This is a genomic window from Pseudomonas sp. 13B_2.1_Bac1, assembly GCF_025466155.1.
GTDB lineage: Bacteria > Pseudomonadota > Gammaproteobacteria > Pseudomonadales > Pseudomonadaceae > Aquipseudomonas > Aquipseudomonas aylmerensis.
This window is the reverse complement of the sequence record NZ_JANLOH010000039.1, coordinates 1-23,849: the sequence shown is the minus strand read 5'-3', so window position 1 is coordinate 23,849 and position 23,849 is coordinate 1. Positions and strand designations below refer to the sequence as shown.

The window sequence follows — 23,849 nt, the reverse complement described above, 5'->3', positions numbered from 1 at the left end:
GATAGATTCCCAAGCAAGCACCGCACCCTCCAAGATGAAGGCTATTCAGAGCTCGTGGTAACTTGGTCCGACATTGACGATTCGACTTCGCCCGCAGTCCTGAGCGCGTAGCAATGCCAACTGTATCCCGTGCCGCACTCACCTGCGGCACACCTCCCCCCCTCGCCAATCGACAGAACATCGACTAGCTATAAGTCGCCCAGTCGAAACAACAAAAAGGAGGCGCCATGTTAAGGGAACTCTTAGGAACGCTGTTCGGCCCCAAACGGTCTAGTCGACCCGCTATTAATCGTCAGATCGCTACCGAAGCTCCGAACCAGCTCAGTGAGTATTTTAGGAAAGAGATCGCCGCTTCTCCGCACATCAAGGAGTCAGGGAGGCTCGCAGTCCTGAACGACTTTCTTCACACAAAAAAACTTGCAGATGAAGAGGCACTTACTACCGAACAGAAACGTGCACTGGGCCTCAATGCCCGAATGAAAATTACTAAAGGGCATCTGGCCACCCTTACAGATGAAGGGCTTGCAATCGGGCCAAAACCTGTACTGCATCGTCTCTACCTAAGAGCTACTCACAAACATTTGCGCCGGGAAGGCATCGCACGTATCAAATCTGCTGGTTTCAACAGCTATTCAGTCCTTAGCTGTGGGGATGAGCGCGATTGTGCGTGGTGCAAGTCTATGGATGGAAAGTCGGTGTCCGTGACACAAGATTTTGATGACCTGGCTGATCAGAGCTGCAGGTGTGAATACTGCCGCTGCACATTGATCGCAAAGATGAAGCGTTAACTCATACGGCACCCCCTGAGTTACGAGTTCACCATCCTAGCCGTCTCAGTATGTGCCTGTCCGTGGAGGATAGCCACGAGGATGCCCTGAGGAAGGCCTGCAGATTTCGCGGCGTCCACAGCCTTAGCTATAGCGCTATCCAGATCAGCCAGGGCCTTGTTGATGTCCTGGTTCATGGGCAACGCGTGACGCAGCCGGGTGATATTGCTCATCTGCAAACCCTCGCGCCACGATTTGGCGCATTCGAAAACGTGGCGCGGATTACTGCTTCCGACGGTCGATGCCTTCAGGCGCCTTCGGGCAGCTCATGCAGTGCTCGCAGTTCAGCGTCCGGCATAGCCAGGCATTCACCCGCTGCCAGTATGTGACCATGAAGATGTGGCGGGCACCGGCCAGGGCCAGAGATACATGCAGCGTCAGGCCCGCGGTGGTCGGGCCAAAAAAGATGTTTTGACTACGCGTCATCACGACATAGCCACTGATGGCAATGGCCGAGTAGATCAGCTTCCCGAGAATGCCGTCCCTCACCTTCCCGCTCAGTACGCACCAGGCTGCCCACAGCGCGATAAGGCCGCAGGCGACGGAGTTGATCAGTTCAAGATTCATGGTGGATTGCCTCCCCCTAACCGCTGGCGAATGAGCGCCCAGAGGTCAGCGGATTTGATGGCTCGATTGATGGCCGCCAGGAGCGAGCCGCCGAAGGCACCCAACAGGAAGCCGATGCCGGCGACGATCTTCGGCTCGGTCACGCCCAAATAGGTGCTTACCATGCTCGTCAGGTAGATCGAGCAGGCCATGCCGGTGATGAGGAAGATCATCCAGGCGCGCCAGTCGTTCAAGTCGCCCTTGTGCCACCAACTGGCGATCACGGCACCAACGAGGCCCGCAATCAGCAATTCGAACCTGTCGATCTTGTCGAGCAGGCGCTGTAGATACTCCATGCGCTCGACTCCGTGGGGCATGTTTTAAGAGAATGGTTGTCGCGAATTACTTGGGCGCTTGGGTGATCTTCACCAGGCCATCAGGCAGGATTTCCATGTGGGATGCCTTCACGATGATGTCGGGCTTGAACTCGTCCGCCGTGCCAATGCCAATTCCGAATCCAGCAGCATACGGCTGGCCGGTCGGAGACAGCTCAACCCGGACCGACCATGCATTCGCGACCTTGGCTTTGGCTATCGATGCCTCCTTCACCAGGTCATCGCGAAAATACACCTTGCCGTCGGCGACAACGAAAGGGCTTGGCCCTTCAAGACTTCCAAGTCGAACGCGAAGCTGGCCGTTATGGAAGAGGCTGAGGCCGCCGCCAACCAAGCCCGACATCTGAGCAGATAAAGAGCTCTTTTCGATGCGATCCGCGACCTCTTCGCAAGTCTCCCGGCGCTCATAGGTCATCGTGGTGCGCACATCCGAGCCGTCACGATCAAACGAGATATCCTCGGCTGTGATCTCGACGCTAGCCCGGCAGTCGGCAGGAATCTTATCCAGCTCCGCGCCGATGAAGGCGTGGTACTCCACGGCATTGGGCGGCAGATCGAAATCCGACCAAGAGCCCGCAGTCACGCGAATAAGCCGAGGCCCGGCGCTGTTCGACGCGTCAGAACTATGAATCTCGAACTCGCCGGTGGACTCGTTAAATTTCCAGCCGGAAACGCCCGGCACGTGTTGTCGGATTGGATCGTGCGGGACATTTGCTGTGCCTCATAACGAGAAAAGCCCCGGCAAATGCCGAGGCTCAAGGAAGTGTAGAAAGCAAAAAGCCCAACTCTAGGGTCGGGCTCTTATGATCAAGGTGAAGCGATCACTGCCGGGGCACCCTCACAAGGATGTCCTTACCTTTTTTCTCGATAGTTATGTCAATTTCATTGCCATTATCGAGTAAAGCGCTAGCACGATAAAATCCGCTCTTGACTTCGTCGTCAATCGTTACTGCGATGCAGGAGGTCTTTTGATAAAACTGCTTTTGGATAATCTCAGAAACAATTGGGCATGCGGCCTTCTCAACGGCTGAATCGCCGCCAATTGATGCCAGCAAAATGGACACTACAAACGCGGCCATCCAGCCATAAAAGTAGTGCTTCTTCTGGTTCAGAATTTCCGCTCGCTTCCAGAGATAAACCGGAACGATGAGCGCCCAGAAGCTTTGCGGAGCTAAATGCCCGGCAGCCTTCAAACGTCTCTCATCAGCGAAACAAAGGCCAATATTCAAGCCAAGCACTGCCCACCAGATACTAACACCAGATAGGTATTCGATAAGGCCGCCAACCAATTGAGCCGCGACCAACGCCCATACGAATCGGTTATCGACTTCTGATGCGGCAAGAGGCGGAGGACCCGATGGGCGTGAAATGCTTTTGCCGAGCTCCGTATTCTTTAAGCTGACCCAGTCGCCTTCTCCGGGCCAAACCTGCGTATCCGCATTGATGGTGTTGGCACTTAAAAAACCTTGCATCTGCTCAAGAGTAAACGGTCCATTTCTCGATCCGTTCAGTGCGTAATACCACGATGAATCCGACATCCTGTTGCTCCCTATCCCGTAATACCCATCAAGAAAGATGGCACTATGACACATCGGCAATGCTTGGAAATACTTTAGACCGGCCTGGTGAGGAGCGTGAAATCACGTGCCTCAGAAGCAGAAAAGGCCCGCCGATATGGCGAGCCTTGAAATAGGTGTGAGAGTCTTTCCCCTCCGTCCGCTTGAGCCAGCCCGAGAAGCACAGGTATGGACTGCTCAAGCTGCCGGTGTTCTTTCGTGACGCGTGACTTCCGGCGATACCGCGTCCAGGGGTTCCCGAGGGCTGTCCTTGCTACAGGTGAAACTGGTTGCGAGGGATGGATTCGAACCATTGACCGTCGGGATAGGCGCCCGTCGAGCTGACCGCTGCTCTACCACGCAAAAACGAAAAAGGCCCCGCACGATGGCGAGGCCTAGATAGATAGACGAAAATGAATTGAGCTTATGTGAGCAATGAGCGAGCGGCGAGCTGCACCTTCAGAGCTTCGAATATCTGTTGATACAACGCTTCATAACTCGAAGGTTGATCTTTAACAATATCCGCCTTCACGTTTGCGACATCAGACCATACGCGAAGCAGCCCATTTGCAGACCCTATATGCATTGCAATACGGAACAAGCTCTTTGGGTAGGTGCCTCGATCACGCTCGAGAGTGATAACAATGTCGAAGTCAATCGCTCCGCGAGAACCTTCGAGCTCAGTAAAGTTTCTGATCTCGTCCTTGCTTCCTGGCTTCGTTATGTAAACGTATCGGTGATTTTTACCACCATCTAAATCTTCATAGTCGGGTTTCGGGTATTCAAGAAACTCGGTCAAGTCCTTCGCGAAGAGCACAGCTCTGCGCTGAAGATCATGCCAATACTCGAACTCATCCTCTTCCTGCTTGATGAAAGCTGCTCGCAAATCTTCGTATCTGCTCATTGAATCCCTCCACAAGATGAAGGGCCAGATTGGCACACAAAGCAAATCGCCATCAACAAAAAGCCCCGCACAGTGGCGAGGCTTCTCAGTGACAATCCCTAATGCGCAAGATCGACAGGATGGGTAAATACTCTCACTTCCTCACTCATTGCAATGGCTAATTGCTACGCCGCGCAACTTTCGATAAGCCCCTCTGCGTCGAGCAGCTCCTGAGCGGCAGTGAGCGCCTCATTCACCTGGTCATCCAGCGTCTTGCGGATCCCTGAACGCCACCGGTACCGAGTAGATTCTGGCTTGCCGTCGTTATCCCAATTTGTGATGTCGTACCAGGCGGCCGGCAGCACGGCGGCGGAACGCTTGCCCTCCGCCCCGGCAACCTGCGGAATGGCCCAGGTCAGAACGGCACACTCCCGGAAGCGTTTCGGCGCCGGCGTTCGCACCGAGTTCAGCAACTCCAGAATCGCGCCGTGCTTGCGCTCTTCGTGGGTCGAGTATTTCGCTACCAAGGCACGCCAGTGCGCTGGGCTCGCATCGCCGTACTTGATCCACTACAAACCCAAAGCCCGCCGGCGCGAACAGATCGACGCCAAGGACCACTGGACATCCGTGACGCCGGACTACCTGACCAAGGCGTTCAGCAAGGCCAGGGACGCCGCGCACGCCTACGACCATGTGCCAGCCGGCGAGCGCCCCACTTTTCACGAGATCCGCGCATTGGGCGCCTGGCTGTATGAGCAACAGTAATTCCCACAGGAATACATCCAGGCGCTCATGGGCCACGCGGACGAGAAGATGACGAAGCACTATCAGGAGGGGCACGACGAAAAGAAGATCGAGTACCTGGAGGTGGGCGCCGAATTGGCGTTCTGAGGTGGGAGTTTTGCAAAAGTTTTGCAAAAGTTTTGCAAATCGCAGGCAACAAAAAAGGGCCCACCTTTCGGTGAGCCCTTCTAGACCGCCCAGCAGAGCGGATTTTGTTTGGTAGGCGCGATTGGACTCGAACCAACGACCCCCACCATGTCAAGGTGGTGCTCTAACCAACTGAGCTACGTGCCTGCTGTGAGGCGGCATTCTACGGAATTCCGGAGGGGTGTCAACATCTTTTTTGCAGCTAACCCTATGAATATGCGAATTTTTTATTTGCGGCCGGCACATCGGTATTTTTTCGGTGGCTGGCAGGCAATTTTCAACTCAGGTAGGATCGGGACACTCGTAAAAAATATAAAACAGAGGTTCCAGGATGGCGAACACCCCCTACCCCCAGTCGTATTACGCCGCTTCCGCGAATGCCGTACCGCCACGCCCAAGCCTGCAAGGCGAGGTCGAAACCGACGTGTGCGTGATCGGTGCTGGCTACACCGGCCTTTCCAGCGCGCTGTTCCTGCTGGAGAACGGTTTTCGCGTGACCGTGCTGGAAGCCGCCAAGGTCGGCTTTGGTGCCTCTGGTCGCAATGGCGGGCAGATCGTCAACAGTTATAGCCGTGACATCGACGTGATCGAGCGCAGCGTCGGCCCCAAGCAGGCACAGTTGCTCGGACAGATGGCGTTCGAAGGCGGCAAGATCATTCGCGAGCGGGTGGCCAAGTACCAGATCCAGTGCGACCTGAAGGACGGCGGCGTGTTCGCTGCACTCAACAGCAAGCACATGGGCCACCTGGAGTCGCAGAAGCGCCTGTGGGAGCGTTACGGCCATACGCAGCTGGAGTTGCTGGACGAACGTCGCATCCGCGAGGTCGTGGCGTGTGACAACTATGTCGGCGGCCTGCTCGACATGAGCGGCGGGCACATCCATCCGCTCAACCTGGCGCTGGGCGAAGCAGCGGCGGTGGAGTCCCTGGGCGGCAGCATCTATGAGCAGTCCGCGGCAGTGCGCATCGAGCGCGGCGCCAATCCGGTGGTGCACACCGCCGAGGGCAAGGTCAGGGCCAAGTTCATCATCGTCGCGGGCAATGCCTACCTGGGCAACCTGGTGCCGGAGCTGGCAGCCAAGTCGATGCCCTGCGGCACGCAAGTCATCACCACTGCACCGCTGGGTGAGGAACTGGCCAAGTCGCTGCTGCCGCAGGATTACTGCGTCGAAGACTGCAACTACCTGCTCGACTACTACCGCCTCACCAGCGACAAGCGCCTGATCTTCGGCGGCGGCGTGGTATATGGCGCACGTGACCCGGCGAACATCGAGGCGATTATCCGTCCGAAGATGCTCAAGGCCTTCCCGCAGCTCAAGGACGTGAAAATCGACTACGCCTGGACCGGCAATTTCCTGCTGACCCTGTCGCGCTTGCCACAGGTCGGCCGCCTGGGCGACAACATCTACTACTCGCAGGGCTGCAGCGGCCATGGCGTGACGTACACACACTTGGCCGGCAAGGTACTGGCAGAAGCCCTTCGAGGCCAGGCAGAGCGTTTTGATGCGTTTGCCGACCTGCCCCACTACCCATTCCCGGGCGGCCAACTGCTGCGCACGCCGTTTGCCGCACTGGGCGCCTGGTACTACGGCTTGCGCGACAAACTAGGCTTTTGAGGCAAAACCTGTAGGAGCCCGCTCGCGGGCGATGGCGTCCGTAGATTCACCATCGCCCATGAGCGGGCTCGCACATTTCATAAATCGCAGACACAAAAAACCCCGGTCTTTCGACCAGGGTCTTTGCTATCGGATCAAAGTAGCCAGAGGCTTTCTTTGTGCTTCAAGGCGTTCAGTGGGCCTTGAGGCAGATATGGCGCAGCGGACGGGACTCGAACCCGCGACCCCCGGCGTGACAGGCCGGTATTCTAACCGACTGAACTACCGCTGCGTATCGCTTGACCAGCTACGGGTAAACCCCACAACCGTCTTGAAACATCTGATCGACCAGCCTTGGCTGTTCAACCTCAAGCCCGACGAATCGAACCTGGAAAATATGGCGCAGCGGACGGGACTCGAACCCGCGACCCCCGGCGTGACAGGCCGGTATTCTAACCGACTGAACTACCGCTGCGCGTCGGTGCAACCTTTAACGTTGCGTCTTGCCCGAAGGCAAAACTCTCAAGAAGTGGTGGGTGATGACGGGATCGAACCGCCGACCCTCTGCTTGTAAGGCAGATGCTCTCCCAGCTGAGCTAATCACCCTTTGCTTCGTTGAGGCCGCGAAATTTACGCAGGTAGCGGACCTAAGTCAATAGCCTGCTTGAAGTTTTTCTGAAAAAGACAAAATGGCTTCAAGAGCGCCTACTCGCTGTAAATCATCTTCTTGCTCATGCCACCGTCGACCACGAACTCCTGCCCGGTGACAAACCCGGCCTGACGCGACAACAACCACGCCACCATCGCCGCCACGTCCTCCACCGTCCCCACCCTGCCCGCCGGATGCTGGGCATGGTCGGCGTCCGTCAACGGCTCGGCACGGCGCGCCGCAGGATCACGCGCATCGATCCAGCCGGGGCTGACGGCGTTCACCCGCACCTCCGGACCCAGGCTGATCGCCAATGCGTGAGTCAGCGCCAGCAAGCCGCCCTTGCTCGCCGCGTAGGCCTCGGTGTCCGGTTCCGACTGACGGGCCCGGGTCGACGCCAAGTTGACGATCGCCCCGCCATGGGCGCGCAGGTACGGCGCACAGTGCTTGGCCAGCAACATCGGCCCACTGAGGTTCACCGCCAGCACACGATTCCAGTAAGCCAGGTCGAGGCTTTCCAGGGTGATATTGCGCGGGTCGGCCACTGCCGCGTTGCACACCAACGCATCCAGGCGACCAAACTGCCCCAGCACTTCGGCGACACCCTGAGCCACCTGCTTCTCGTCCGCCACATCCATGGTGATAAACCAGGCGTTGTCGCCCAGCACCTTGGACACCTTGGAACCGCGCTCGCGGTCCAGGTCCGTCAATACCACCTGCCAACCTTCACTGATCAGCCACGCGGCAATCCCGAGGCCAATGCCCCGGGCCGCCCCAGTGACCAATGCGACGCGGCCATTACTGGCCGCTGCAGCTTCCATGGACCACTCGATCACAAGGCTGCCAGCCCGCGAGCCAGGTCAGCTTGCAGGTCGGCTACATCTTCCAGGCCTACCGCAATACGGATCAGGCTGTCACGGATACCGGCGGCTTCGCGCTCCTGCGGCGCCAGGCGGCCGTGGGAGGTGGTGCTTGGGTGGGTGATGGTGGTCTTGCTGTCACCCAGGTTGGCGGTGATAGAGATCAGTCGAGTCGCGTCGATAAAGCGCCATGCGCCCTCCTTGCCCCCCTTGACCTCGAAACTCACCACGGCACCGAAACCGCGCTGCTGGCGCTGGGCCAACTCATGCTGCGGATGGCTCTTGAGACCGGCGTAATGCACCTTCTCGATACCGTCCTGCTGTTCCAGCCATTCGGCCAGGGCCTGGGCGTTGGCGCAGTGGGCCTTCATCCGCAGGCTGAGGGTTTCCAGGCCTTTGAGGAAAATCCACGCGTTGAACGGGCTCAGGGTCGGGCCAGCCGTGCGCAAAAACCCGACGATTTCCTTCATCTGCTCGCTGCGACCGGCCACCACGCCGCCCATGCAACGGCCCTGGCCGTCGATGAACTTGGTCGCCGAGTGCACCACGACGTCCGCGCCCAACTTCAGCGGCTGCTGCAACGCCGGGGTGCAGAAGCAGTTGTCGACCACCAGCATCGCGCCCTTGGCGTGAGCCACTTCGGACAACGCGGCGATGTCCACCAGCTCGGCCAGCGGGTTGGACGGCGATTCGACGAACAGCAACTTGGTGTTGGCCTTGATTGCCGCGTCCCAGCCGGAAAGATCCGCCAGGGGCACGTAGTCCACTTCGATGCCGAAGCGCTTGAAGTACTTCTCGAACAGGCTGATGGTCGAACCGAACACGCTACGCGAAACCAGCACATGGTCGCCAGCGCTGCACAGGCTCATCACCACCGCCAGGATCGCCGCCATGCCAGTGGCGGTAGCCACGGCCTGCTCCGCGCCTTCCAGGGCCGCGATACGCTCTTCGAACGCACGCACGGTCGGGTTGGTGTAGCGCGAATACACGTTGCCCGGCACTTCACCGGCGAAGCGCGCAGCGGCGTCGGCGGCAGTGCGGAACACGTAGCTGGAAGTGAAGAACATCGGGTCACCGTGTTCGCCTTCCGGCGTGCGGTGCTGGCCAGCGCGCACAGCCAGGGTATCGAAAGCTACGCCATCGAGGTCGCTGTCCAACCGACCGGCATCCCATTCCTGACTCATGCTGTGACTCCTTACTCAATTCTTTATTTAAGATACAAAACCGGCCCCTCAGGGCCGGTGTCTACTCAGTTGTTGTACAGATCAATGATCGCGCTGACCGCCTGGGTCTTGATCTTCGAGGAGTCGTTGCGCGCCTGCTCGATCTTGTTCAGGTAGGCCTCGTCGACATCACCGGTCACGTACTTGCCGTCGAACACGGCGCAGTCGAACTGGTCGATCTTGATCTTGCCACCGCCGACCGCTTCGATCAGGTCCGGCAGGTCCTGGTAGATCAGCCAATCGGCGCCGATGAGGTCGGCCACGTCCTGAGTCGTACGGTTGTGAGCGATCAGTTCGTGGGCGCTCGGCATGTCGATACCGTAGACGTTCGGGTAGCGCACGGCAGGCGCTGCGGAACAGAAGTACACGTTCTTGGCGCCGGCTTCACGGGCCATCTGGATGATCTGCTTGCACGTGGTGCCACGCACGATGGAGTCGTCCACCAGCATCACGTTCTTGCCGCGGAATTCCAGCTCGATGGCGTTGAGCTTCTGGCGTACCGACTTCTTGCGCGCCGCCTGACCCGGCATGATGAAGGTACGGCCGATGTAGCGGTTCTTCACGAAGCCTTCGCGGAACTTGACGCCCAGGTGGTTGGCCAATTCCAGCGCAGCAGTACGGCTGGTGTCCGGGATCGGGATGACCACGTCGATGTCGTGCTCAGGACGCTCGCGCAGGATCTTCTCGGCCAGCTTCTCGCCCATGCGCAGGCGCGCCTTGTACACCGAAACACCGTCGATGATCGAATCCGGACGCGCCAGGTAGACGTGTTCGAAGATGCACGGGGTGAGTTTCGGCGCCACGGCGCACTGACGGGTGTGCAGCTTGCCATCTTCGGTGATGTACACCGCTTCGCCCGGCGCCAGGTCGCGGATCAGGGTGAAGCCCAGCACGTCCAGGGACACGCTTTCGGAGGCGATCATGTACTCGACGCCCTCGTCGGTGTGACGCTGGCCGAACACGATCGGACGGATGCCGTGCGGGTCACGGAAGCCGACGATGCCGTAGCCGGTAACCATCGCCACCACCGCGTAGCCACCGACGCAACGGTTGTGCACGTCGGTCACGGCGGCGAACACGTCCTCTTCGGTCGGCTGCAGCTTGCCGCGCTGGGCCAGCTCGTGGGCGAACACGTTGAGCAGTACTTCCGAGTCGGAGCTGGTGTTGACGTGGCGCAGGTCAGATTCGTAAATCTCCTTGGCCAGCTGTTCAACGTTGGTCAGGTTTCCGTTGTGCGCCAGGGTGATGCCGTAAGGCGAGTTGACGTAAAACGGTTGAGCTTCGGCCGACGTGGAGCTACCGGCAGTCGGGTAACGCACATGGCCAATGCCCATGTGCCCGACGAGGCGCTGCATGTGACGCTGATGGAACACGTCACGCACCAGGCCATTGTCCTTGCGCAGGAATAACCGGCCGTCGTGGCTGGTCACAATACCGGCAGCGTCCTGGCCGCGGTGCTGGAGGACGGTTAGCGCGTCATACAGCGCCTGATTGACGTTCGACTTACCGACGATACCGACGATGCCACACATGCGACGCAACCCCTACTTAATGAATCTTGACTGAACACAGCTTACTGAGGCGTTTTGGCCGGCAAGAGGTGTTCCTTGAACGGAAGATCAGCGGGTACGCTGATTCCGCTGGCCAGCCACTGACTGCTCCACCCCAATATGAGGTTCTTGGACCAATCTGCAACCAATAGAAATTTTGGCACGAGTACCGACTCCTGCCACCACGAATCCTGCTGTACCGGCCCCAGGCTCAACAGCCCGACCGCCACGACCACCAGCAACGCGCCACGCGCGGCGCCGAAGGCCATGCCGAGAAATCGATCGGTCCCGGAGAGGCCGGTGACACGTATCAACTCGCCAATAAGATAATTGACCATTGCCCCCACCAGCAGCGTGGCGATGAACATGATGGCGCAGCCCGCGATGACGCGAGCCGAAGGTGTCTCGATGTATCCGGCCAGGTAAACCGACAATGAACCGCCGAACATCCAGGCTACGACTCCTGCGATGATCCAGGTCAGCAACGACAGTGCTTCTTTTACGAAGCCGCGGCTTAGACTGATCAAAGCGGAGATGGCGACGATTGCAACGATCGCCCAGTCAACCCAGGTAAATGGCACGTTTGAGCCTACGGACGGATGAGGCGGCGCATTTTAGCAGAGCGTCGGGCTGTCGGTAAGCTGTGATTGCGGGTGCTTTGCAAATCAATGGTTTGGAGACCCCGTCCAACTTCAACCCAGCCCCAAAACCAATGTGGGAGCAGGCTTGCCTGCAATGAGGGCGGCGCATTCAACATCACTGTCGACTGCAACCACCGCCATCGCAGGCAAGCCCGCTCCCACATTTGGCCAGCATTCCAACCAGAGAGTGACAGTGATCAACCGCGCTCAGGCTGGAAACGGGTGACGAACCCCTTCAAGTTCTGCTGGCGATCCAGCAAGTCCCGCAGGCGGTCGGCCTCGGCACGCTCGATCAATGGCCCGATAAATACCCGGTTCTTGCCGTCGGCACTGCGGATATAGGCGTTATACCCCTGGCTACGCAGCTTTTTCTGCAGCGCATCGGCGCCGTCGCGATTGCCCAGGCTGGCGACTTGAATCGACCAACTGATCGACAGGCCATTCGGGTCGATACGGCTCTGCCCCACGTCCGGCTTACCCGGTGCGGCAGGCTGCGGCGCGACCGGCTTGGGCGCAGGTGCCGGCGCTGCGGGCTTGGCAGCGGCGACAGGCGCGGCCGGAGCCGGCTTGACCACCGGCACGCTTGGCTGCACAGGCATCGACGGCGCCTGTTGCGCGGCCACTTCATCATCGGTCGGCACCGGCTCTTCTTCCGGCAGGGCCTGCGGCTCGGGAACCACCACTGGCTCAACCTGCACCTGCGGCACCGCCGGTGCCTGCGGCGCGGCTGGCGCCTCCACCACCACCTGGCGCTGTTCGTCCTGCCGGGAAAACAGCATCGGCAGGAAGATCACCGCCAATGCCACCAGAACCAGGGCTCCGACCATTCGCTGCTTGTATGCGCTATCCAGTAATGCCATGTGCAGCTTCCTCCGTGGAGCGCCGGGCCAACCACTCAAGCGCCTCGGCAACACAATAAAATGATCCGAACAACAGAATTTCGTCCTCGGCCGTCGCCACCGCACACTGCGCCTCAAGGGCTGCGGTCAGGCTTGCATACGACGCCACCGGCGCACCAAGGTTCTGCAACGCCTTTTCCAACTCAACCGCGGGACGGCTGCGCGGCGTATCCAGCGGCGCGACCGCCCAAGCCTGGACGCTCGCCAGCAGCGGCGCAACCACGCCATCCAGGTCCTTGTCCGCCAACAACCCGAAGACCGCCAGGCGACGCCCGACCGGTGGCGTGCGTGACAGGCGCTGCGCCAGGTACTCGGCCGCATGCGGGTTATGCCCCACATCCAGCAGCAGGTTCAGGCGCTTGCCTTGCCATTCGAATTCACGACGATCCAGGCGTCCCACCACGCGAGTCGCCAGCAACGTCGCCGCAATCTGCGCGGCATCCCACGACAGATCCAGCAGCAGATAGGCTTGCAGCGCGAGCGCGGCATTTTCCATCGGCAGGTTCAACAGCGGCAGGTCGTGCAGCTCCACCACCTGGCCACGCGCATCACGCCCGCGCCACTGCCAGTGCTGGTCACCGATTTCGAGATTGAATTCACGACCGCGAAGGAAGAACGGGCAATCCAGCTCACGCACCTTGTCGAGCAAGGTAGCCGGCGGATCCACGTCCCCACACAGCGCAGGCTTGCCCTGGCGAAAGATCCCGGCCTTTTCATAAGCCACCGACTCACGGGTATTGCCCAGGTAGTCGGCATGGTCCACACCAATGCTGGTGACCAGGGCCATGTCGGCATCCACCACGTTGACCGTGTCCAGGCGCCCGCCCAGGCCGACTTCCAGCACCACCACATCGAGTTGCGCGCGCTCGAACAGCCAGAACGCCGCCAGGGTGCCCATTTCGAAGTAAGTCAGGGAGATCTCGCCACGGCCGGCATCAAGTGCCGCGAAGGCTTCGCAGAGTTGCTCATCCGTGGCTTCGACGCCATTGAGCTGCACCCGCTCGTTGTAGCGCAGCAGGTGCGGAGAGTTGTAGACGCCGACTTTCAGTCCTTGGGCCTGCAGCAGCGCCGCGACAAAGGCACACGTAGAGCCTTTGCCGTTGGTGCCGGTCACCGTGATCACTCGCGGCGCCGGCCGACCCAACCCAAGGCGGGCCGCTACCTGTTGCGAGCGCTCCAGGCCCATGTCGATGGCGGACGGATGCAACTGCTCAAGGTAGGCGAGCCATTCGCCGAGGGCACGTTGGGTCATAGGTTTGCAGGCACCGGTGGGACGACGATTGGCTCGACTTTAGGCGCGACGTACACAGGGGTCGGCAGGCCCATCATTTGTGCCAGCAGGTTACCCAGGCGTGGACGCAGTTCGCCGCGCGGGATGATCAGGTCGATGGCGCCATGCTCCAGCAGGAACTCGCTGCGCTGGAAGCCTTCCGGCAGTTTTTCGCGCACGGTCTGCTCGATTACGCGCGGGCCGGCGAAGCCGATCAGGGCTTTTGGCTCACCGACGATCACGTCACCAAGCATCGCCAGGCTGGCGGAAACGCCGCCGTAGACCGGGTCGGTCAGTACGGAGATGAATGGAATGCCTTCCTCGCGCAGACGCGCCAGTACCGCAGAGGTCTTGGCCATTTGCATCAGGGAGATCAGGGCTTCCTGCATACGCGCACCACCAGAGGCGGCGAAGCAGATCATCGGGCAACGGTTTTCCAGGGCGTAGTTGGCAGCGCGAACAAAGCGCTCGCCGACGATGGCCCCCATGGAACCGCCCATGAAGGAAAACTCGAACGCCGACACTACCACCGGCATGCCCAGCAGCTTGCCGCTGACGGAAATCAGTGCGTCCTTCTCACCGGTCTGCTTTTGCGCAGCGGTCAGGCGGTCCTTGTACTTCTTGCCGTCGCGAAACTTCAGGCGGTCAACCGGCTCCAGGTCCGCACCCAGCTCGTTACGGCCTTCGGCGTCGAGGAAGATATCGATGCGGGCGCGGGCGCCGATACGCATGTGGTGATTGCACTTGGGGCAAACGTCCAGGGTCTTTTCCAGCTCGGGGCGGTACAACACCGCGTCGCAGGATGGGCACTTGTGCCACAGACCTTCAGGAACCGAGCTTTTCTTCACCTCGGAACGCATGATCGAAGGGATCAGTTTGTCTACTAACCAGTTGCTCATGCTTTCTTTCTCCAGTACCGGTGGCTTGAACACAGCCCCGCGTATGCCCTTGAGCTAAATTCATATGTGGCGATGACGCAGGTTGGACGGGGTCAGGTGTTCGACCAGCCATTTCCCGCCTGCATCCTCAGCCTTCCAGACAACCTGCCAGCGCAGGCTTGCCACTTTATTGCCGGGCCACCCACAGGCGGCGCCGGGCTGTTTTACACAGTGGTAGTTATGGACGGCGGCAGACTGCCAGCCGTCACATCCCACCACTGCTGTTGCGCACAGCCTGCATGAATGCGCGAATCTTGCTGTGATCCTTGATGCCCTTGCCCTGCTCTACCCCACCGCTGACGTCCACCGCATACGGGCGCACCTGCGCGATCGCCGCGCCGACGTTGTCGGGGTTGAGCCCCCCGGCGAGGATGATCGGCTTGCTCAGCCCCGGAGGAATCAGCGACCAGTCGAACGCTTCACCGGTGCCACCGGGCACGCCTTCGACATACGTATCCAGCAGGATCCCGCGTGCACCGGTATAGGCGGCGCAGGCACGGGCGATATCGTCACCGGCCTTGACCCGCAACGCCTTGATATACGGGCGCTGGTAGCTTTCGCACTCATCAGGGGTTTCGTCGCCGTGAAACTGCAGCATATCCAGCGGCACGGCATCCAGGGTTTCGTTGAGTTCGCAGCGGCTGGCATTGACGAAGAGGCCCACGGTGGTCACGAACGGCGGCAAGGCATTGATGATCGCCCGCGCCTGCAACACATTCACCGCCCTCGGGCTGCGCGCATAAAACACGAAACCGATGGCATCCGCCCCCGCCTCGACTGCCGCCAGCGCGTCTTCTATGCGGGTAATCCCGCAAATCTTGCTGCGAACGGCAGACATATCGTAGAAACCTCAGGGGTTGAACCGAGAAAGTCCCGGATGGTAACAAAAGCTTTTCCGGGCGTCAGCCGCCAAGTTCACTGAAACCTGTGAGGAAGTGTGGCCCGATGAAACGCTCCGGCAGCTCGAACTCGTCACGGTACTCCACTTGCACCAGGTACAGGCCGAACGGATGCGCCGTCACCCCGCCGGTGCGGCGTATGCGGCTTTCCAGCACTTCCTTGGCCCATTCAACCGGACGCTCGCCGGTACCGATGGTCATCAGTACACCAGCAATATTTCGTACCATATGGTGCAGGAACGCCCCGGCACGGATATCCAGCACGATCATCTTGCCGTGACGGGTCACGCGCAGGTGGTGGACTTCCTTGATCGGCGACTTGGCCTGGCACTGCCCCGCGCGAAAGGCGCTGAAATCATGCACGCCGACCAAGTGCTGCGCGGCCTCGGCCATGCGCTCGGCGTCCAGCGGGCGGTGGTTCCAGGTAATTTCCTGGTTGAGATGCGCCGGGCGGATCTGGTCGTTGTAGATCACGTAGCGATAACGCCGGGCAATCGCCTTGAAACGCGCATGAAAGTGCGCCGGCATGACCTTGGCCCAGCTGACGCTGACGTCATGCGGCAAATTGATATTGGCGCCCATCACCCACGCCTTCATCGAACGCTCGGCCTGGGTGTCAAAGTGCACCACCTGGCCGCACGCATGCACGCCGGCATCGGTGCGTCCGGCGCACATCAGCGATACGGGGGAGTCGGCGACTTTCGCCAGGGCATTCTCGAGGGTTTCCTGCACCGTCAACACACCCGAGGCCTGACGCTGCCAGCCGCGATAGCGCGAACCTTTGTATTCCACGCCCAAGGCGATACGGTAAAAGCCATCAGCCGCCATTTCGGCGGCCGGATTATCTATATTTGCCAAGAACTGAGAGCCTGATGAGTTGCGCAAAGGCCGCCATTATGCCGATTTGTGCCGGAGCTGGCTTGCCTGCGATGCAAGCGACTCGATCTTTCAGTAAAACCGAGTGAAAGGTACCGCCGGCAAACCAGCGCCGACAAAAGCAAAACGGCGACCCGAAGGTCGCCGCTGCATCAACTATTGACTGTTACGCCAGCCGGCCGAGCATTTCCTTGGCCTCGCCGCGCTGCACTTCATCACCTTCGGTGAGCACTTCGGAAAGGATATCCCGCGCACCGTCGGCGTCGCCCATGTCGATATAGGCTTGGGCCAGGTCGAGCTTGGTGGCGACTTCGTCAGTGCCGGAGAGGAAGTCGAACTCCGGCTCATCACCGCCCAGCGCCGCGTCTTCAGCGGTGAAGGACGGCTCGATGGAGGGGTGCTCCAGGCTCTGCGACAGGCGATCCAGCTCGGCGTTGACGTCATCCAGCTCCGAGGCGAAGGCATCAGGCTTGGCGGTGGCCTCCGGTTCGTCGGCCAGGGACAGGTCGAAATCTTCCGGCAGGTCGAAGTCATCCAGCGCCGCAGGCGTCAGGGTCGGCGGCTCGACTGCCGGCACATCCTTCATCTGGTCTTCAAGGCCGGAGAGGAAGTCGTCGTCGGACTGCGCCGAAACCGGGGCATCCAACTGCAGGTCGAGGTCGAAGTCCGACAGATCATCCGGGCTCGCCTTGGCTTCGGTCTGCTGCTGCAGGAGCGATTCAAACGTGTGCTGATCACCCTTGACCTCGGCCGGAGAAGCCGCTTCGAGATCGTCCAGGCTCAGGTCGAAATCGGTGTCGAACGCCTCTGGCTCAGGGGTCGCGGGTTTGTCTTCAAGCAAATCCTTGACGTACTGGGCATCCAGCGCGGCCGCGGCGACGGCGGCACTGACGCCTGCCGCCAGCACCGCCATGGCCGGGAAGCGGCTCTTGAGCTGCTCGACCTGGGCATGGTTTTCACCGTTGGCGACCAGTTGGCGCTCCTGGGTGACAAAACCATCCTTGTCGTTTTGCAGGCCGTAGACTTCCATCAGCTTCAAGCGCAGGTCGCTGCGCTTGGGCTCGTGCTTGATCGCTTGCTCCAACACGTCAGCGGCCTGGTTCAGATGGCCACGGTCTATATGCGACTGCGCTTGTACCAATGCGTCGTTGGCATTTCCCGGGGCCACGGCAACGGCCAGCGGGGCGAGCACCGAAGCAACCGTCGGCGCCACCACCGCCGGCTCAACCACGGGGGCCGGCGCGGGAGCGGCCGCCAGCTTGACGTTCGGCGGCGGTACTTCCAGGCCTTCGAAGCTGTCGGGCGGCAGGTCGTGGTCAATATTGGAGGTGAAGGCCGGCTCTTCAGCCAGTGCCCGCGCCATGCGCAGGTGCTTTTCCTCTTCCAGGCGCGCATTGCGATGACGCGCCCACAACAACAGGAGCAGCAGCACCAGCAAGCCCGCCGCACCACCGATCACCCCCAGGACGATCGGGTTGGTCAGCAGGTCATTGAATTTACCTTCGGTGGTGGCGGGCGCAGCGTCCGGCTTGATCGGCTCGGGTGCGGGCGCTGCTGGCGTAGCGGCAGCCGCCGGGGCTGCAGGCGCCGTTGAAGCGGCGGCCGGGTCGCTGGCCAACTGCGCGGGCATCGCCGTCGTGGCCTGCGCGCTCGGATCACCCTTCTCCGCCTGCAAGCGCGCGAGTTGATCGTTCTTCAGCTGAATCAGCTTTTGCAGCTTGTCCAACTGGCTCTGCAAGTCGGCCGCACGGCTTTTCAGCTCTTCGTTGTCGCGGCGAGTGGTGTCGAGTTGTTCCTGGGTCATCGCCAGCTTGTCGCTCAGCGCCTGGCCGTCGCCGGCCTTGCCCTTGCCGCCCTTGCGCGCGGCTTCGGCCGAGACCAGGCTCAGGTTGTCCTTGGCGTTGGTGCTTGCCGGTGCATTGCCGGCCTGGGTACGCCGGGTGGCGTCCAGCTGTTGCTTGCCTGCCGCTTGATTCGTGCCCGAACGGCGCCCCTCACGCCAGGCGGCGTTCTGTGCGCTGACTTCGGCAATCGCCTGTGGTTGCGCAAGTGCGGTGCTTTGCACCGTGTCGGGCAGGCGCAGGACCTGGCCGGTTTTCAGCCGGTTGATATTGCCGTCGATAAACGCATCGGGGTTGAGCGCCTGGATAGCCAGCATGGTCTGCTGTACCGAGCCGCCGTTGCGGTTCTTCGCGGCAATTTCCCACAAGGTATCGCGGGAGGTGGTTGTGTGTTGCGCAGGCTTGGTCGCTGCAGGCGCGGTAGTGGCCGCAGCCCCAGCACGCGGTGCGGGGGCTGCTGCCGTCGGCGCTGGCTGGTCGAATTTTGCCGGGTCAAGCAACACGCTGTAGTCGCGCATCAGGCGGCCGTTGGGCCATTGCACCTGCAGCAGGAAGCGTACGTAGGAATCGGGCAACGGCTTGCTGGAAGTGACACGCACCACGCTGCGGCCGTTGGGATTGACCACCGGTGTAAAGGTCAGGTCATTGAGAAAGGCCTGGCGGTCAACCCCGGCATCCACAAATGCCTGGTCGGAAGCCAGGCTCGGGGTGATCTCGGAAGCCGTGAGGCCACCGACATCGAGCAATTCGATTTCCACCGACAATGGCTGGTTCAACTTCGACTTGAGGGTCATCTCCCCCAGCTGCAGCGCCTGCGCCATACCGGAGGACAGCGCCGAGGCGGCCGCTATTGCTAACACCAGTTTGCGAACTTGAACCATAGCCTCATCCTTTGTTTGAACACTCCCCGGCCTGCGAGAAGGTTGGTAACCGCTGCCATAAGGCATGGCGAGCCGATAGGTCACCGACACGCTTCTGTTCCGCTTCCGGCCAAGCATAGTGCCTGGCTAGAATCAATCTACAAATTGCCGCCAAGTATCTTTTACGCAAGGCCTTTTATCAACAACTGCGCCAGCTGTACGGCGTTAAGCGCTGCGCCTTTGCGTACGTTATCTGACGCCAGCCACAAATTTAGTTCCGCCGGGTCATCCACACCGGCGCGCACTCGGCCCACATAGACCACATCCTGGCCCACCGCGTCGCCCACGGCGGTGGGGTAATCGCCCTCCTCGACCAGCTCGATGCCGGGCGCTGCGTCCAGCGCGCGATTGACGGCAGCCAGATCCACCGCTGCCCCCAATTGCAACGACACTGTCAGGCTATCGCCAAAAAACACCGGTGCTTGAACGCAAGTGGCGGAAATCTTCAGGGAAGGCAAGCCCAGCACCGCGCGCAGTTCGTGGACGAGGCGTTTTTCCAGCGCGGTGTGGCCCTGGGCGTCTGGCGTGCCGACTTGCGCCAGCAGGTTGAACGCCATCTGCCGATCAAAGAACTGCGGCTCCAGCGGACGCACGTTCAGCAGCTCGGCGGTTTGCCGGGCCAGCTCGCTGACGGCCTCACGGCCCTGGGCGGAGACTGCCAGGCAGGCGGTGACATTCACTCGCTGGATATCCAGCAGGCCGCGCAATGGCGCCAGGACCACAGCCAGGTTGGTGACAGAGGGGCTGGGGCTGGCGAGCTGGAATGGCTTTTTCAGCCCCTTCAGCACCTCAGCATTGGCCTCCGGCACCACGTGGGGCGCCTGCTCTGCGGGCAAGGCGCCCGACAGGTCGATCACCGAGCATCCGGCGGCCGTGGCCCGCGGCGCGAAGCTCAGGGTCACTGCCGGCCCCGCCGCGAAGAACGCCAATTGCGCCTTGCTGAAATCGAACTCGTCGACTTCCTTGACCCGCACATTCTTGCCGCGAAACGGCACCGATGCCCCGGCGGAGTTGCTGCCCGCCAGCAGATACAGGGTGCCCACCGGGAAATCCAGTTCTTCGAGGATCTGCACCAGGGTTTCACCAACGGTGCCGGTGGCGCCGATCACGGCGATTTCAAAGGTCTGGGTCATGGGGCTGCCTCGGGCATTGCGGGGGGAGCGGCACTTTACCGGGTGGCTGGGGGTGAGGCAATTAGCCTGGGGTTTGTGGTGTGGCTGATGGCCTCTTCGCGGGCAAGCCCGCTCCCACATTCGACCGAGTTTCTTCAGTTGAAATGCGATCAAATGTGGGAGCCGGCTTGCCTGCGATGAGGCCCTCCAGGGCAATAAAAAACCCGCGCCTGTCACCAGAACGCGGGTTTCCAATTACCAGCAGCGATCAACGCTCCAGCAGAATCCGCAACATGCGACGCAGCGGCTCGGCCGCGCCCCACAGCAGCTGGTCGCCCACGGTGAATGCGCCGAGGAACTGGCTGCCCATGTTCAACTTGCGCAGACGGCCCACCGGTACATTCAGGGTGCCAGTGACCTTGGTCGGGCTCAGCTCCTGCATGCTGATGTCGCGGTTGTTCGGCACCAGCTTGACCCACGGGTTGTGCTGGCTGATCAGCCCTTCGATATCGGCGATCGGCACGTCTTTGTTCAGCTTGATGGTCAGCGCCTGGCTGTGGCAGCGCATGGCGCCGATGCGCACGCAGATGCCGTCCACCGGGATCGGGTTCTTGAAGCGCCCGAGGATCTTGTTGGTTTCGGCCTGGGCCTTCCACTCTTCACGGCTCTGACCGTTCGGCAGTTCCTTGTCGATCCACGGGATCAGGCTGCCGGCCAGCGGCACGCCGAAGTTCTCGGTCGGGTAGGCATCGCTGCGCATGGCTTCGGCCACACGGCGGTCGATGTCGAGGATCGCGCTGGCCGGGTCGGCCAGTTGATCGGCGACGGCCGCGTGGGTCGCGCCCATCTGCTTGATCAGCTCACGCATGTTCTGCGCGCCGGCACCGGAGGCCGCCTGATACGTCATCGCGCTCATCCACTCGACCAGGCCGGCTTCGAACAAGCCGCCCAGGCCCATCAGCATCAGGCTGACGGTGCAGTTGCCGCCGACGTAGTTCTTGGTGCCGGCATCCAGCTGCTGGTCGATGACCTTGCGGTTGACCGGGTCGAGGATGATCACCGCGTCGTCCTGCATGCGCAGGCTCGAGGCGGCGTCGATCCAGTAACCCTGCCAGCCGGCTTCACGCAGCTTGGGGAAGACTTCGCTGGTGTAGTCGCCACCCTGGCAGGTCAGAATCACGTCGAGGGTTTTCAGCTCTTCAATGCTGTAGGCGTCCTTGAGCGGGGCAATATCCTTGCCCACGGACGGCCCTTGGCCACCGACATTCGAAGTGGTGAAAAACACCGGCTCAATAAGATCGAAATCCTGCTCTTCCAGCATCCGCTGCATGAGCACGGAACCGACCATACCGCGCCAACCGATCAGACCTACACGTTTCATCGCAACTACACCTTGTTAAAAAGTGGGCCGCCTTGCAGCAACAACTGCAAGCGGGCCCGAGAGATTACAGATTCCGCAGCGCGGCGACTACTGCGTCGCCCATTTCTTGTGTGCCGACCTTGGTGCAACCCTGCGACCAGATGTCGCCGGTACGCAAACCTTGATCCAGCACCAGGCTCACGGCCTTCTCGATTGCATCCGCCGCTTCGCCCAGGTTGAAGCTGTAGCGCAGCATCATCGACACCGACAGGATGGTCGCCAGCGGGTTGGCAATGCCCTGGCCCGCGATGTCCGGCGCCGAACCATGGCAAGGCTCGTACATGCCCTTGTTGTTGGTGTCCAGGGACGCCGACGGCAGCATGCCGATGGAGCCGGTGAGCATCGACGCCTGGTCGGACAGGATGTCGCCGAACAGGTTGTCGGTGACGATCACGTCGAACTGCTTCGGCGCACGCACCAGTTGCATGGCGGCGTTATCGACGTACATGTGGCTCAGCTCGACGTCCGGGTAGTCCTTGGCGACTTCTTCGACGATTTCACGCCACAGCTGGCTGGACGCCAGCACGTTGGCCTTGTCCACCGAGCAGACTTTCTTGCCACGCACGCGCGCCATGTCGAAGCCGACACGGGCGATCCGGCGGATTTCACTCTCGCTGTACGGCAGGGTGTCGTAGGCCTGGCGCTCACCATTTTCCAACTCGCGCACGCCGCGTGGCGAGCCGAAATAGATACCGCCGGTCAGTTCGCGCACGATCAGGATATCCAGGCCCGCGACCACTTCCGGCTTGAGGCTCGAGGCATCGGCCAGTTGCGGGTAGAGGATCGCCGGGCGCAGGTTGCCGAACAGGCCCAGTTGCGCACGGATTTTCAGCAGGCCGCGCTCGGGACGGATGTCACGCTCGATCTTGTCCCACTTCGGGCCACCCACGGCGCCGAGCAGCACGGCGTCGGCCGCGCGGGCGCGGTCCAGGGTTTCGTCAGCCAGCGGCACGCCATGCTTGTCGATGGCGGCGCCGCCGATCACGTCGTGGCTCAATTCGAAGCCCAGGCTGTACTTGCTGTTGGCGAGTTCCAGGACTTTGACCGCTTCGGCCATGATTTCCGGACCAATACCGTCGCCAGGGAGAATCAGAATCTGCTTGCTCATGCGTTCCTCATTTCATCAAGCGACCTGCCCGTGGGCAGGTCGGAAAAAGTTAATCAGCGCTCGGCGAAGACCACCAGCACGTCGGTGCTGAAGGTGCCGTCGGCTTGAATCTCGTAATAATCGCGCACTTCCTGGCCCATCGCCTGCTGCAGCTCAAGGATCGCGGCGCGCAGCGCCTGCGGCGTACGCATGCGTTCGACCCACGAGGTGTATTCCAGGCGCAGGCGCTGGCGACTGCTGGTGCGCACATGCAGGCCGGCCTCGCTGAGCTGGCGCAGCCATTCGGCGGCGGAGTAATCACGCACGTGGCTGGTGTCGCGCAGCACCTCGACGGTTTGCAGGTAAGTGTCCAACAGTGGGCTGCCCGGTGACAACACATCGACGAACGCCGCCACGCCACCGGGCTTGAGCACCCGGCGCACTTCACGCAGGGCCAGGCCGAGGTCGCTCCAGTGATGGGCCGAGTAGCGGCTGAACACAAAGTCAAACTCGCCGTCGGCAAACGGCAGGCGTTCGGCGGCACCGTGGACAGTGCGGATATTGCCCAGGCCACGGTCCTTGGCGGCGCCGGCCACCACGTCGAGCATCTGCTGCGACAGGTCGTAGGCCACGACTTCCTTGACCAGTGGTGCCACCTGGAAACTCACATGCCCGGCGCCGCAGCCCAGGTCCAGCAGTCGTGCATTGCCCTGCCCGGCCAGCTCGGCCTGGAGCAGCGCGAACTCGGTGCCCTGGGCGTGCACGGCACTGCTCAGGTAGGCCGAGGCTTGCTCGCCGAATTGTTTTTGCACGACTTGGGTGTGGGCGCTACTGGTCATGATGGTTTTCCTCGAGTTTTTGGGGTGGTTGTACGGGCGCTATCGCGGGCAAGCCAGCTCCCACACTCGCCCGCGTTGACACGTCAGAATGTGG

23 protein-coding genes, 5 tRNA genes and 1 pseudogene are annotated in these 23,849 nt (G+C 61.0%); 3 read left to right on the top strand and 26 right to left on the bottom strand.

Going from position 1 to position 23,849, the window contains the following annotated elements; genetic code table 11:
- Positions 1–227: 227 nt before the first annotated feature.
- Positions 228–788 (top strand): hypothetical protein, encoded by a 561-nt coding sequence (locus tag NTD80_RS08895; RefSeq protein ID WP_262133219.1) that lies wholly within the window; start codon positions 228–230, stop codon positions 786–788.
- Between the two features lie 20 nt (positions 789–808).
- Here the strand turns inward: NTD80_RS08895 and NTD80_RS08890 are convergent, their stop codons facing one another.
- From NTD80_RS08890 to NTD80_RS08855, 8 genes and pseudogenes are all read right to left on the bottom strand, one after another.
- Entirely contained in the window at positions 809–1,000 is a 192-nt protein-coding gene (locus tag NTD80_RS08890; RefSeq protein WP_262133217.1) for a hypothetical protein, read from the bottom strand.
- 49 nt (positions 1,001–1,049) lie between these two features.
- Positions 1,050–1,394: a hypothetical protein gene (locus NTD80_RS08885; protein WP_262133215.1), complete on the bottom strand. Its 345-nt coding sequence runs from the start codon at positions 1,392–1,394 to the stop codon at positions 1,050–1,052.
- Positions 1,391–1,729, bottom strand: a complete 339-nt coding sequence (locus NTD80_RS08880; RefSeq protein ID WP_262133214.1) for an MFS transporter — start codon at positions 1,727–1,729, stop codon at positions 1,391–1,393. Before NTD80_RS08880 ends, NTD80_RS08885 begins: the two co-directional genes overlap by 4 nt.
- A gap of 46 nt (positions 1,730–1,775) precedes the next feature.
- Positions 1,776–2,450 (bottom strand): DUF1983 domain-containing protein, encoded by a 675-nt coding sequence (locus NTD80_RS08875; RefSeq protein ID WP_262133212.1) that lies wholly within the window; start codon positions 2,448–2,450, stop codon positions 1,776–1,778.
- Positions 2,451–2,589: 139 nt separating this feature from the next.
- A complete protein-coding gene (locus tag NTD80_RS08870) occupies positions 2,590–3,306 on the bottom strand; it encodes a DUF4339 domain-containing protein (protein WP_262133210.1) in 717 nt (238 codons plus the stop codon).
- Between the two features lie 305 nt (positions 3,307–3,611).
- A tRNA-Arg gene (locus tag NTD80_RS08865) sits at positions 3,612–3,687 on the bottom strand.
- Between the two features lie 61 nt (positions 3,688–3,748).
- Positions 3,749–4,228, bottom strand: coding sequence for a hypothetical protein (locus NTD80_RS08860; protein ID WP_262133209.1), 480 nt, complete (start codon positions 4,226–4,228; stop codon positions 3,749–3,751).
- A 164-nt stretch (positions 4,229–4,392) separates the two neighbouring features.
- Positions 4,393–4,755 (bottom strand): annotated as a pseudogene (locus NTD80_RS08855) (hypothetical protein); the annotation flags it as partial.
- Between the two features lie 13 nt (positions 4,756–4,768).
- Between NTD80_RS08855 and NTD80_RS08850 the strand changes: the two are divergent.
- Positions 4,769–4,972 (top strand): hypothetical protein, encoded by a 204-nt coding sequence (locus NTD80_RS08850; protein ID WP_262133208.1) that lies wholly within the window; start codon positions 4,769–4,771, stop codon positions 4,970–4,972.
- A gap of 235 nt (positions 4,973–5,207) precedes the next feature.
- Here the strand turns inward: NTD80_RS08850 and NTD80_RS08845 are convergent.
- A tRNA-Val gene (locus NTD80_RS08845) sits at positions 5,208–5,284 on the bottom strand.
- 184 nt (positions 5,285–5,468) lie between these two features.
- Between NTD80_RS08845 and NTD80_RS08840 the strand changes: the two genes are divergently transcribed.
- On the top strand, positions 5,469–6,752 hold the full coding sequence (locus NTD80_RS08840) for an NAD(P)/FAD-dependent oxidoreductase (protein WP_262133206.1): 1,284 nt from the start codon (positions 5,469–5,471) through the stop codon (positions 6,750–6,752).
- A 194-nt stretch (positions 6,753–6,946) separates the two neighbouring features.
- On the opposite strand, the gene NTD80_RS08835 is transcribed toward NTD80_RS08840, so the two are convergent.
- The 17 genes from NTD80_RS08835 to NTD80_RS08755 form a co-directional block, all read right to left on the bottom strand.
- Positions 6,947–7,023 (bottom strand) — tRNA-Asp (locus NTD80_RS08835).
- A gap of 106 nt (positions 7,024–7,129) precedes the next feature.
- Positions 7,130–7,206 (bottom strand) — tRNA-Asp (locus NTD80_RS08830).
- A 55-nt stretch (positions 7,207–7,261) separates the two neighbouring features.
- Positions 7,262–7,337: transfer RNA gene (locus NTD80_RS08825), tRNA-Val, on the bottom strand.
- Between the two features lie 99 nt (positions 7,338–7,436).
- Positions 7,437–8,201: an SDR family oxidoreductase gene (locus tag NTD80_RS08820; protein WP_065904573.1), complete on the bottom strand. Its 765-nt coding sequence runs from the start codon at positions 8,199–8,201 to the stop codon at positions 7,437–7,439.
- 11 nt (positions 8,202–8,212) lie between these two features.
- Positions 8,213–9,424, bottom strand: a complete 1,212-nt coding sequence (locus NTD80_RS08815) for an O-succinylhomoserine sulfhydrylase (protein ID WP_106803185.1) — start codon at positions 9,422–9,424, stop codon at positions 8,213–8,215.
- Positions 9,425–9,489: 65 nt separating this feature from the next.
- On the bottom strand, positions 9,490–10,995 hold the full coding sequence (gene purF / locus NTD80_RS08810; RefSeq protein ID WP_065904549.1) for an amidophosphoribosyltransferase: 1,506 nt from the start codon (positions 10,993–10,995) through the stop codon (positions 9,490–9,492).
- A gap of 41 nt (positions 10,996–11,036) precedes the next feature.
- Complete coding sequence (locus tag NTD80_RS08805; protein WP_003192538.1) at positions 11,037–11,594, bottom strand: CvpA family protein; 558 nt, start codon at positions 11,592–11,594, stop codon at positions 11,037–11,039.
- 257 nt (positions 11,595–11,851) lie between these two features.
- Entirely contained in the window at positions 11,852–12,514 is a 663-nt protein-coding gene (locus NTD80_RS08800; protein WP_262133202.1) for an SPOR domain-containing protein, read from the bottom strand.
- On the bottom strand, positions 12,498–13,805 hold the full coding sequence (folC, locus tag NTD80_RS08795; protein ID WP_262133201.1) for a bifunctional tetrahydrofolate synthase/dihydrofolate synthase: 1,308 nt from the start codon (positions 13,803–13,805) through the stop codon (positions 12,498–12,500). The genes NTD80_RS08800 and folC overlap by 17 nt, the downstream gene beginning before the upstream one ends.
- Positions 13,802–14,722 carry an acetyl-CoA carboxylase, carboxyltransferase subunit beta gene (gene accD, locus NTD80_RS08790; RefSeq protein WP_025856447.1) on the bottom strand — a complete coding sequence of 307 codons (921 nt, stop codon included), beginning with the start codon at positions 14,720–14,722 and terminating at the stop codon, positions 13,802–13,804. The genes folC and accD overlap by 4 nt, the downstream gene beginning before the upstream one ends.
- Positions 14,723–14,966: 244 nt before the next feature.
- Positions 14,967–15,599, bottom strand: coding sequence for a phosphoribosylanthranilate isomerase (locus tag NTD80_RS08785; RefSeq protein WP_065904545.1), 633 nt, complete (start codon positions 15,597–15,599; stop codon positions 14,967–14,969).
- A 64-nt stretch (positions 15,600–15,663) separates the two neighbouring features.
- The gene (truA, locus tag NTD80_RS08780; protein WP_106803181.1) at positions 15,664–16,488 is read right to left on the bottom strand and encodes a tRNA pseudouridine(38-40) synthase TruA; all 825 of its coding nucleotides are present in this window, start codon (positions 16,486–16,488) and stop codon (positions 15,664–15,666) included.
- Between the two features lie 214 nt (positions 16,489–16,702).
- Positions 16,703–19,258: a FimV/HubP family polar landmark protein gene (locus tag NTD80_RS08775; RefSeq protein ID WP_262133198.1), complete on the bottom strand. Its 2,556-nt coding sequence runs from the start codon at positions 19,256–19,258 to the stop codon at positions 16,703–16,705.
- Between the two features lie 161 nt (positions 19,259–19,419).
- Entirely contained in the window at positions 19,420–20,430 is a 1,011-nt protein-coding gene (locus NTD80_RS08770; protein ID WP_262133196.1) for an aspartate-semialdehyde dehydrogenase, read from the bottom strand.
- 247 nt (positions 20,431–20,677) lie between these two features.
- Positions 20,678–21,790, bottom strand: coding sequence for an aspartate-semialdehyde dehydrogenase (asd, locus tag NTD80_RS08765; protein ID WP_005789767.1), 1,113 nt, complete (start codon positions 21,788–21,790; stop codon positions 20,678–20,680).
- Positions 21,791–21,854: 64 nt separating this feature from the next.
- Positions 21,855–22,937, bottom strand: coding sequence for a 3-isopropylmalate dehydrogenase (gene leuB, locus NTD80_RS08760; protein ID WP_065904535.1), 1,083 nt, complete (start codon positions 22,935–22,937; stop codon positions 21,855–21,857).
- A 53-nt stretch (positions 22,938–22,990) separates the two neighbouring features.
- The gene (locus NTD80_RS08755) at positions 22,991–23,755 is read right to left on the bottom strand and encodes a class I SAM-dependent methyltransferase (RefSeq protein WP_262133193.1); all 765 of its coding nucleotides are present in this window, start codon (positions 23,753–23,755) and stop codon (positions 22,991–22,993) included.
- Between the last annotated feature and the right edge of the window lie 94 nt (positions 23,756–23,849).